Raw genomic sequence first — 8,410 nt, forward strand, 5'->3', positions numbered from 1 at the left:
CGGCCACCGCCCCGGCCCTGGGAGAATGTCCACCATGCCATCCGAGACGCTGACCGCCGAACGCATCCTGGCGACCACGGAGGACGTGCTGCGGCGCTACGGCCCCGCGAAGGCCACCGTGGTCGACGTGGCCCGCGCGCTCGGTGTCAGCCACGGGAGCGTGTACCGGCACTTCCGCACGAAGGCGGCCCTGCGCGAGGCGGTCACCCAGCGCTGGCTGGACCAGTCGCACGCGGAGCTCTCGGCGATAGCGCTGGACACCGGCGTGCCCGCGCCGGAGCGGCTGCGGGCCTGGCTCGCGGCGCTCTTCGCGGCGAAGCGGCGCAAGGCGGGTGGAGACCCCGAGCTGTTCGCGACGTACATGGTGCTGGCGGCGGAGCAGAGTGCCGTCATCGATCGCCATGTCGGCGACCTGGTCGAGCAGCTGTCCGGGATCATCCGGGAGGGCGCCGGCGCGGGCGACTTCGCGGCCGGGAACCCCGAGGTGGCGGCGCGGGCGGTCTTCGACGCCTCCGGACGCTTCCACGACCCGGCCTACGCGGCCGAGTGGTCGGCCCCCGGCATCGACGCCGCGTTCACCGCCGTCTGCGACCTGATCGTGCGCGGCCTGGCGTGCTGAAAGCCGGCGCACCCACGCGAAGGCGCCCGGTCCCCCCTCGGGGGTGACCGGGCGCCTTCGCGCGCATCGTCCGTACGAGCCGGAAACTAGCAGCCGAGCAGACGGCCGCCGAGGAAGGACTCGACCTGGTCGAGCGAGACGCGCTCCTGCTTCATGGTGTCGCGCTCGCGGACCGTCACCGCGTTGTCCTCGAGGGTGTCGAAGTCGACGGTGACGCAGAACGGCGTGCCGATCTCGTCCTGGCGGCGGTAGCGGCGGCCGATGGCGCCGGCGTCGTCGAACTCGATGTTCCAGTGCCGGCGCAGGTCCGCGGCGAGCCCCTTGGCCTTCGGGGAGAGCTGCGGGTTGCGGGACAGCGGGAGCACCGCGACCTTGACCGGGGCCAGGCGCGGGTCGAGCCGCATGACGGTTCGCTTCTCCATCACGCCCTTCGCGTTCGGCGCCTCGTCCTCGTTGTAGGCGTCGAGCATGAAGGCGAGCATGGCGCGGTTGAGACCGGCCGCGGGCTCGATGACGTACGGGAAGTAGCGCTCGCCGGCCTCCTGGTCGAAGTACGACAGGTCCTGGCCGCTGGCCTGGCTGTGCGCCTTGAGGTCGTAGTCCGTGCGGTTGGCGATGCCCTCCAGCTCGGAGAACTCGGTGCCGCCGAAGTTGAAGCGGTACTCGATGTCGACGGTGCGCTTGGAGTAGTGGGAGAGCTTCTCCTTGGCGTGCTCGTACCAGCGGATGTTCTCCTCGCGCAGGCCGAGACCGAGGTACCAGTCCCAGCGCTGCTGCATCCAGTACTCCTGCCACTGCTCGTCCTCGCCCGGCTTGACGAAGAACTCCATCTCCATCTGCTCGAACTCACGGGTCCGGAAGATGAAGTTGCCCGGCGTGATCTCGTTGCGGAAGGACTTGCCGGTCTGGGCGATGCCGAAGGGCGGCTTGCGGCGCGAGGTCGTCTGCACCTGCGAGAAGTTGGTGAAGATGCCCTGGGCGGTCTCGGGGCGCAGGTAGGCGATCGAGCCGGAGTCCTGGGTCGGCCCCAGGTGCGTGGCGAGCAGCCCGGAGAACTGCTTGGGCTCGGTGAACGCGCCCTTGTTGCCGCAGTTCGGGCAGTTGATGTCGGAGAGGCCGTTGGCCGGCAGGTGGCCGTGCTTGGCCTCGTACGCCTCCTCCAGGTGGTCCGCGCGGTAGCGCTTGTGGCAGGAGGTGCACTCGGTGAGCGGGTCGGTGAACGTGGCGACGTGGCCGGAGGCCTCCCAGACCTCGCGGGCCAGAATCACCGAGGAGTCAATGCCGACCACGTCCTCCCGCGAGGTGACCATCGCACGCCACCACTGGCGCTTGATGTTCTCCTTGAGTTCCACGCCCAGCGGTCCGTAGTCCCAGGCGGCCTTCTGACCGCCGTAGATCTCGCTGCAGGGGAAAACAAAGCCACGGCGCTTGCTCAGGCTGACGATGGTGTCGATCTTGTCGGCGGCCACGGTGCTCTCTTCAGACGACGAAGCGGTCGGTGGGGTCCGCCGGGGGGCGAGCTCGGTCCGGCGAATACCTCAGATTACCGGCGTCGACGGGGGCGGTATCAAATCGGTTCCGCGTCGCGGGGGGCCGATCGTGATCACACTGTGCTCAATTGACAATCGTTTCCATTTTTGTTGAAAATGGGAGTCATGAACATAGGTCGTGTGCTGCTGCCGATGGCGGCCGTCGCCGGGCTCGTCGCCCTCTCCGCGTGCACCACCGCGGCGGGCGACACCCGTACCGCGGACGGGCGCCTGAAGGTGACCGCGTCCTTCTACCCGATGCAGTTCCTGGCGGAGCAGATCGGCGGCAGCCACGTCAGCGTCACCGGCCTCACCAAGCCCGGCACCGAGCCGCACGACCTCGAACTCACCCCCCGGCAGGTCGGAGAACTCGGCGAGTCGGGCGTGATCGTCTACCTCAAGGGTCTGCAGCCCGCGGTCGACGACGCCATCGCGCAGTCCGGCGTGCGGCACGTCGTGGACGCCGCCTCGCTCACCGCGCTGGAGGACCACGGCACCGAGGTCGACGGCCGGCACCACACCACCGGCGACAACCACGCCGGCACCGGCCCCGACGAGGACGGCCCGCCCCACGACGAGGACGCCGGCGCCGACCCCCACATATGGCTCGACCCCGTGAAGTACGCGACCGTCGCCGAGGGCGTCGGCCGCACCCTCGCGGCGGCCGACCCGGACCACGCGGCGCTGTACGCCAAGAACACCGACGCGCTGGTGAAGAAGCTGGACGCGCTGAACACCGCGTTCGCCGACGGACTGCGCAACCGCACCTCGGACACCTTCCTCACCACCCACGCCGCCTTCGGCTACCTCGCCGAGCGCTACGGCCTGGTGGAGGAGGCGGTCAACGGCATCGACCCGGAGGCCGAGCCGAGCGCCGCCCGGATGCGGGCGCTCCAGGGCCTCGCCAAGGACAAGCACGTGAGCACGGTGTTCTTCGAGACGCTCGTCAGCGACCGGACCGCGAAGACCCTCGCGGGTGACCTGGGTCTGCGCACCGACGTCCTCGACCCGATCGAGGGGATCACCGACCGGTCGCGCGGCTCCGACTACTTCGGGGTCCAGCGCGCCAATCTCACGGCCCTGCAGACGGCGCTGGGCGCCACGTGACCGCGACGACGGAGGCTGCCATGGACACGGTCATATCGCTGCGGGGCGCGACCGCCTCGCTCGGCTCGCGCCCGGTACTGCGCGGCGTCGACCTGAACGTGCGCCGCGGCGAGGTCGTGGCGCTGCTCGGCGCCAACGGCTCGGGCAAGTCCACGGCGGTGCGCGCCGTGGTCGGCCAGGTGCCGCTCACCGGCGGCGAGCTGGAGCTGTTCGGCACCCCGCACCGCCGCTTCCGGGACTGGGCGCGGATCGGCTACGTGCCGCAGCGCACCACGGCCGCCTCCGGGGTGCCCGCGACCGTGCGCGAGGTCGTCACCGCGGGGCGGCTGGCCCGTACCCGGATGGGGTTCTCCCGCAGGGCCGACCGGGCCGCCGTCGACCGCGCCCTGGAGCTGGTCGGCATGGCCGACCGGGCCGGTGACTCGGTGAACGCCCTGTCCGGCGGCCAGCACCAGCGCGTGCTGATCGCCCGCGCGCTGTCCGTGGAGCCCGAAGTGCTGATCATGGACGAGCCGATGGCCGGCGTCGACCTCGCCAGCCAGGAGGTGCTCGCGGGCACCCTGCGCGAACAGGTGGGCCTCGGCACCACGGTGCTGGTCGTCCTGCACGAACTCGGCCCGCTGGAGCCGCTCATCGACCGCGCGGTCGTGCTGCGCGACGGCTGCGTCGTCCACGACGGGCCGCCGCCGCAGGCGCGCGGCCAGCACGCGCTGCCCGGCCACGACCATGTCCACCCGCACGCCGACCGTGCGGCCGAGCCGATCCGGACGGGGCTGTTCTGATGGAGCTGTTCTCCTACGCCTTCATGCAGCGGGCCCTGATCGCGGCCGTCCTGGTCGGCATCACCGCCCCCGCCATCGGCATCTTCCTCGTCCAGCGCCGCCAGGCGCTGATGGGCGACGGCATCGGCCATGTCGCGCTGACCGGCGTGGGCCTGGGTTTCCTGCTGAGCACCAACCCGGTGTGGATGGCCACGGCCGTGTCCGTCGTCGGCGCCATCGTGATGGAGCTGATCCGCTGGTACGGCCGCACCCGCGGCGACATCGCGCTGGCCATGCTCTTCTACGGCGGCATGGCGGCCGGCGTCATGTTCACCTCGCTCGCGCCGAACGGCTCCAACGCCAACCTGACGACGTATCTGTTCGGTTCGATCACCACCGTCTCTTCGCAGGACATCACCGCCGTCTGCGTGCTGGCCGGTTTCGTCGTGCTGGTCACCCTGGGCCTGCGGCGGCAGCTCTTCGCGGTCTCCCAGGACGAGGAGTTCGCCCGCGTCACCGGGCTGCCGGTGCGGCTGCTCAACCTGCTGGTCGCGGTCACCGCGGCGGTCACCGTCACCGTGGCGATGCGGGTCGTCGGCCTGCTGCTGGTGAGCGCGCTCATGGTGATCCCGGTGGCGGCCTCGCAGCAGATCACCCGCAGCTTCGCGACGACCTTCGCCCTGGCGGTGGGCATCGGCGTGACCGTGGCCTTCTCCGGCACGGTCACCTCGTACTACGTCGACGTGCCCTCCGGGGCGACGATCGTGCTGCTCGCCATCGGTGTCTTCGTCGCCCTGACCTTGGCGTCCGCGCCACTGGCGAAAAAGAGGGCTCGCAGGGCCGCGCAGGACGCGGAACGATGCACCCTGGAGGTACCTGGAGCACGCCCGGCCGATGACGACGTTCGGGTCTGAGAGCCCCGGACTGGCACAATGTCGGACCGGGACAACGACCGAGAAGGAGGCCACTGGTGACGACCGCCAAGCCCCCCGTACAGGGCCGCTCGACGCGGCAGCGCGCCGCCGTGGCCGCGGCCCTCGCCGAGGCCGACGAGTTCCGCAGCGCACAGGAACTGCACGACTTCCTGAAGCACCGGGGTGACTCGGTGGGCCTCACCACGGTCTACCGCACCCTGCAGTCCCTCGCCGACGCCGGCGAGATCGACGTCCTGCGCACCGGCGACGGCGAGTCCGTCTACCGGCGCTGCAGCAGCGGTCACCACCACCACCTCGTCTGCCGCGTCTGCGGCAAGGCCGTCGAGGTCGAGGGCCCCGCGGTGGAGAAGTGGGCCGACGCCATCGCCGGCGAGCACGGCTTCGTCGATGTCGCGCACACGGTCGAGATCTTCGGCACGTGCGCCGACTGCGCCTCCTGCGGCGGCGGCCCCGCCGCGCTCTGAGCGGTTCCCCGGGCCCCAGAGCGCGGCAACGCGGCCACCCGTCCGTCAGGCCTGCGGGGTCGCCGTACCGTCGTCGTCCGCCATCTCCTCGTTGGGGATCGCGCCGCCGAAGCGGCGGTCGCGGGAGGCGTACTCCAGGCAGGCGCGCCACAGGTCACGGCGGTCGAAGTCGGGCCACAGCACGTCCTGGAAGACCATCTCGGCGTAGGCGGACTGCCAGATCAGGAAGTTGGAGGTGCGCATCTCGCCGGAGGGGCGGACGAAGAGGTCCACATCGGGCATGTCCGGGTGGTACATGTACTTCGCGAGGGTCTTCTCGGTGACCTTGGAGGGGTCGAGACGACCCGCCTTTATGTCCTGCGCGAGCGCGGCCGCGGCGTCCGCGATCTCCGCGCGCCCACCGTAGTTGACGCACATGTACAGCGTCATCGCGTCGTTGTCGCGGGTCATCTCCTCCGCGACCTGGAGCTCCTTGACCACGGACTTCCACAGCCGCGGCATGCGCCCGGCCCAGCGGATGCGGATGCCCATCTCGTGCATCTCGTCGCGGCGGCGGTGGATGACGTCGCGGTTGAAGTTCATCAGGAAGCGGACCTCTTCGGGGGAGCGCTTCCAGTTCTCGGTGGAGAAGGCGTACAGGGAGAGGTTCTTGACCCCCATCTCAAGGCAGCCCTTGAGGACGTCGAGCACGACGGTCTCGCCGACCTTGTGGCCCTCGGTGCGGGGCAGGCCGCGCTCCTTGGCCCAGCGGCCGTTGCCGTCCATGACGATGGCGACGTGCTGCGGGACGAGCTCGCCTGGGATCTTGGGGGGCCGGGCGCCGGACGGGTGCGGGTCGGGAGCCCGGTACTCGCGTCGGGGGCGGCTCAGAATCCCGCGTACAGCCATGCGCCTGCTCTCCACTTCATGTGTATCTACTTGTCGATGAAACGCAGCGAGCGCAGCCCGCGCTCCAGATGCCACTGCAGATAGGCGGCGACCAACCCGCTGCCCTCACGGCAGTGGCGCGGCTCGCACGCGTCCGCGGTCTCCCAGTCGCCGCCGAGCAGCGCCCCGAGGAGTTCCAGGGACTCCAGTGAGGGTACGACGCTTCCGGCCGGGCGGCACTCGCCGCATACGACTCCTCCCGCGGCGACCGAAAAGAACCGATTCGGTCCGGGCATCCCGCACTTCGCGCAGTCGCCGAAGCTGGGCGCGTAGCCGTTGACCGCCAGGGAGCGCAGCAGGAACGCGTCGAGCACCAGGCGCGGGTCGTGGTCGTCGCCGGCGAGGGTGCGCAGGCCCCCGACGAGGAGCAGGTACTGCTGCACCGCCGGTTCGCCCTCGTGGTCGGTGAAGCGCTCGGCGGTCTCCAGCATCGCGGTGCCGGCGGTGTAGCGGGCGTAGTCGGTGACGATCCGGCTGCCGTACGGGGTGATCGTCTCGCCCTGCGTGCACAGCGGCAGCCCGCGTCCGACGAGTTCTCCCCCGCGGGCGAAGAACTGCACGTCCACATGGGAGAAGGGCTCCAGCCGGGCGCCGAACTTCGACTTCGTGCGCCGCACTCCGCGGGCCACCGCACGCACCCGGCCGTGGCGGCGGGTGAGCAGCGTGATGATCCGGTCCGCCTCACCCAGTTTCTGGGTGCGCAGCACGATGCCGTCGTCGCGGAACAGACTCATGGCGCCCATTCTCCCGCACGGCGCGAGGCGCCCGGGACGGGACGTACGCTACGGCCCATGTCGATCACCGCTACCGTCGCCGTGCTGCTCATAGCGGCCCTGCACGTCTACATCCTGGTCCTCGAGATGTTCCTGTGGACCACGCCGCGCGCCCGCGGCTCCTTCGGCACCACCGAGGAGTTCGCGCGGGAGAGCAAGGCCCTGGCGGCCAACCAGGGCCTCTACAACGGCTTCCTGGCCGCCGGACTGGTGTGGGGCGCGGTGGCGTCCGACCCGGTCGGCTTCCAGGCGAAGGTGTTCTTCCTGGTCTGCGTGGCGGTGGCCGGAGTGTACGGCGCGGCGACCGCGAGCCGGCGCATCGTCTTCGTGCAGACCGTGCCGGCGCTCGTCGCGCTGGCCCTGGTCGTGGCCGCGCACTGAGCGCGCACGATCACCACCCGGCGGCGACCCCGATCAGCCGCCCGTGCCCGCGGGGCCGCCGGGGCTGACCAGTCCCGACTCGTAGGCGGCGATCACCAGCTGCGCGCGGTCGCGGGCGCCCAGCTTGCCCATGATCCGGCTGACGTGGGTCTTGGCCGTGAGCGGGCTGAGGCCCAGCGCCTCGGCGATCTCGGTGTTGTTCAGACCGCGCGCGACAAGGGTGAGCACCTGGCGTTCGCGTTCCGAGAGCGCGGCCGTCCGCCCCGGGGCCGGGCCGCCGGGCCGCGGGCTGTCCGGCAGGCGCAGCACCCGGGCGATGAGGCGGGCCGTGGGCCCGGGCGAGAGCAGCGCCTCGCCGGCGGCGACCGTGCGGATGGCGTCGAGGAGTTCGGCGGGGCGGGTGTCCTTTACGAGGAAGCCGCTCGCGCCCGCGCGCAGCGCCGGGACGACGTGGTCGTCGGTGTCGTACGTGGTGAGCACCAGCACGCGCACCCCCGCGAGGTCGTCGTCGGCCGCGATGAGCCGGGTCGCCTCGATGCCGTCGAGGTCGGGCATGCGGATGTCCATGACGACCACGTCCGCCCGGCAGGCACGCGCGGTGGCCACGGCCTCCCGGCCGGTGGACGCGTGGCCGACCACCGCCATGTCCGGCGCGGACTCCACCAGCATCGCGAAGGCCTCACGGACCAGCGTCTGGTCGTCGGCGAGCAGCACCCGGATCACGCGGCACCCCCGGTGAGCGGCAGGACGGCGGCGACCTGGAACCCGCCCCCGCGGCGGGGGACGGCGCTCAGCGTGCCGCGAAGTCCGTATCCGACCTCCGGCCCGCGGACCGGCGTTCCGGTCGGCGGCGAACACCGCGGCCATCCGGGAACCGCCCCGGAAGGCAGCCGCCCGGTCAGCGTGCCGCCACG

The 8,410-nt window shown here is 71.3% G+C and carries 10 protein-coding genes and 1 pseudogene; 6 read left to right on the plus strand and 5 right to left on the minus strand.

The genetic code is table 11. From position 1 onward, the window contains the following. Nucleotides 1-34 precede the first annotated feature (34 nt). Nucleotides 35-619, plus strand: a complete 585-nt coding sequence (locus ACFYXS_RS01490) for a TetR family transcriptional regulator (protein ID WP_389242578.1) — start codon at nucleotides 35-37, stop codon at nucleotides 617-619. Nucleotides 620-705: 86 nt separating this feature from the next. Here the strand turns inward: ACFYXS_RS01490 and ACFYXS_RS01495 are convergent, their stop codons facing one another. Continuing rightward, a complete protein-coding gene (locus ACFYXS_RS01495) occupies nucleotides 706-2,088 on the minus strand; it encodes a glycine--tRNA ligase (RefSeq protein ID WP_389242580.1) in 1,383 nt (460 codons plus the stop codon). A 186-nt stretch (nucleotides 2,089-2,274) separates the two neighbouring features. On the opposite strand from ACFYXS_RS01495, the gene ACFYXS_RS01500 reads away from it, so the two are divergent. The 4 genes from ACFYXS_RS01500 to ACFYXS_RS01515 are packed head-to-tail and all read left to right on the plus strand — an operon-like array spanning nucleotide 2,275 to nucleotide 5,415. Next, on the plus strand, nucleotides 2,275-3,255 hold the full coding sequence (locus tag ACFYXS_RS01500) for a metal ABC transporter substrate-binding protein (protein ID WP_389242582.1): 981 nt from the start codon (nucleotides 2,275-2,277) through the stop codon (nucleotides 3,253-3,255). A gap of 20 nt (nucleotides 3,256-3,275) precedes the next feature. Continuing rightward, on the plus strand, nucleotides 3,276-4,037 hold the full coding sequence (locus tag ACFYXS_RS01505) for a metal ABC transporter ATP-binding protein (RefSeq protein WP_389242585.1): 762 nt from the start codon (nucleotides 3,276-3,278) through the stop codon (nucleotides 4,035-4,037). After that, nucleotides 4,037-4,930 carry a metal ABC transporter permease gene (locus tag ACFYXS_RS01510; RefSeq protein WP_389242587.1) on the plus strand — a complete coding sequence of 298 codons (894 nt, stop codon included), beginning with the start codon at nucleotides 4,037-4,039 and terminating at the stop codon, nucleotides 4,928-4,930. Before ACFYXS_RS01505 ends, ACFYXS_RS01510 begins: the two co-directional genes overlap by 1 nt. A 56-nt stretch (nucleotides 4,931-4,986) precedes the next feature. Then, nucleotides 4,987-5,415, plus strand: a complete 429-nt coding sequence (locus ACFYXS_RS01515; protein WP_389242589.1) for a Fur family transcriptional regulator — start codon at nucleotides 4,987-4,989, stop codon at nucleotides 5,413-5,415. A gap of 45 nt (nucleotides 5,416-5,460) precedes the next feature. Here the strand turns inward: ACFYXS_RS01515 and ACFYXS_RS01520 are convergent, their stop codons facing one another. Further along, nucleotides 5,461-6,303, minus strand: a complete 843-nt coding sequence (locus tag ACFYXS_RS01520) for an isoprenyl transferase (RefSeq protein WP_389242591.1) — start codon at nucleotides 6,301-6,303, stop codon at nucleotides 5,461-5,463. Nucleotides 6,304-6,329: 26 nt separating this feature from the next. Next, complete coding sequence (recO, locus tag ACFYXS_RS01525) at nucleotides 6,330-7,076, minus strand: DNA repair protein RecO (protein ID WP_360906767.1); 747 nt, start codon at nucleotides 7,074-7,076, stop codon at nucleotides 6,330-6,332. 57 nt (nucleotides 7,077-7,133) lie between these two features. Between recO and ACFYXS_RS01530 the strand changes: the two genes are divergently transcribed. After that, entirely contained in the window at nucleotides 7,134-7,496 is a 363-nt protein-coding gene (locus tag ACFYXS_RS01530) for a DUF1304 domain-containing protein (RefSeq protein ID WP_389242592.1), read from the plus strand. A gap of 33 nt (nucleotides 7,497-7,529) precedes the next feature. Here the strand turns inward: ACFYXS_RS01530 and ACFYXS_RS01535 are convergent, their stop codons facing one another. Beyond that, the gene (locus ACFYXS_RS01535; protein ID WP_389242593.1) at nucleotides 7,530-8,219 is read right to left on the minus strand and encodes a response regulator; all 690 of its coding nucleotides are present in this window, start codon (nucleotides 8,217-8,219) and stop codon (nucleotides 7,530-7,532) included. Continuing rightward, a pseudogene (locus ACFYXS_RS01540) lies at nucleotides 8,216-8,410 on the minus strand (two-component sensor histidine kinase); the annotation flags it as partial. The gene ACFYXS_RS01535 and the pseudogene ACFYXS_RS01540, both read right to left, overlap by 4 nt.

This window comes from Streptomyces sp. NPDC002574, assembly GCF_042889545.1.
In the GTDB taxonomy this organism is placed as follows: Bacteria; Actinomycetota; Actinomycetes; order Streptomycetales; family Streptomycetaceae; genus Actinacidiphila.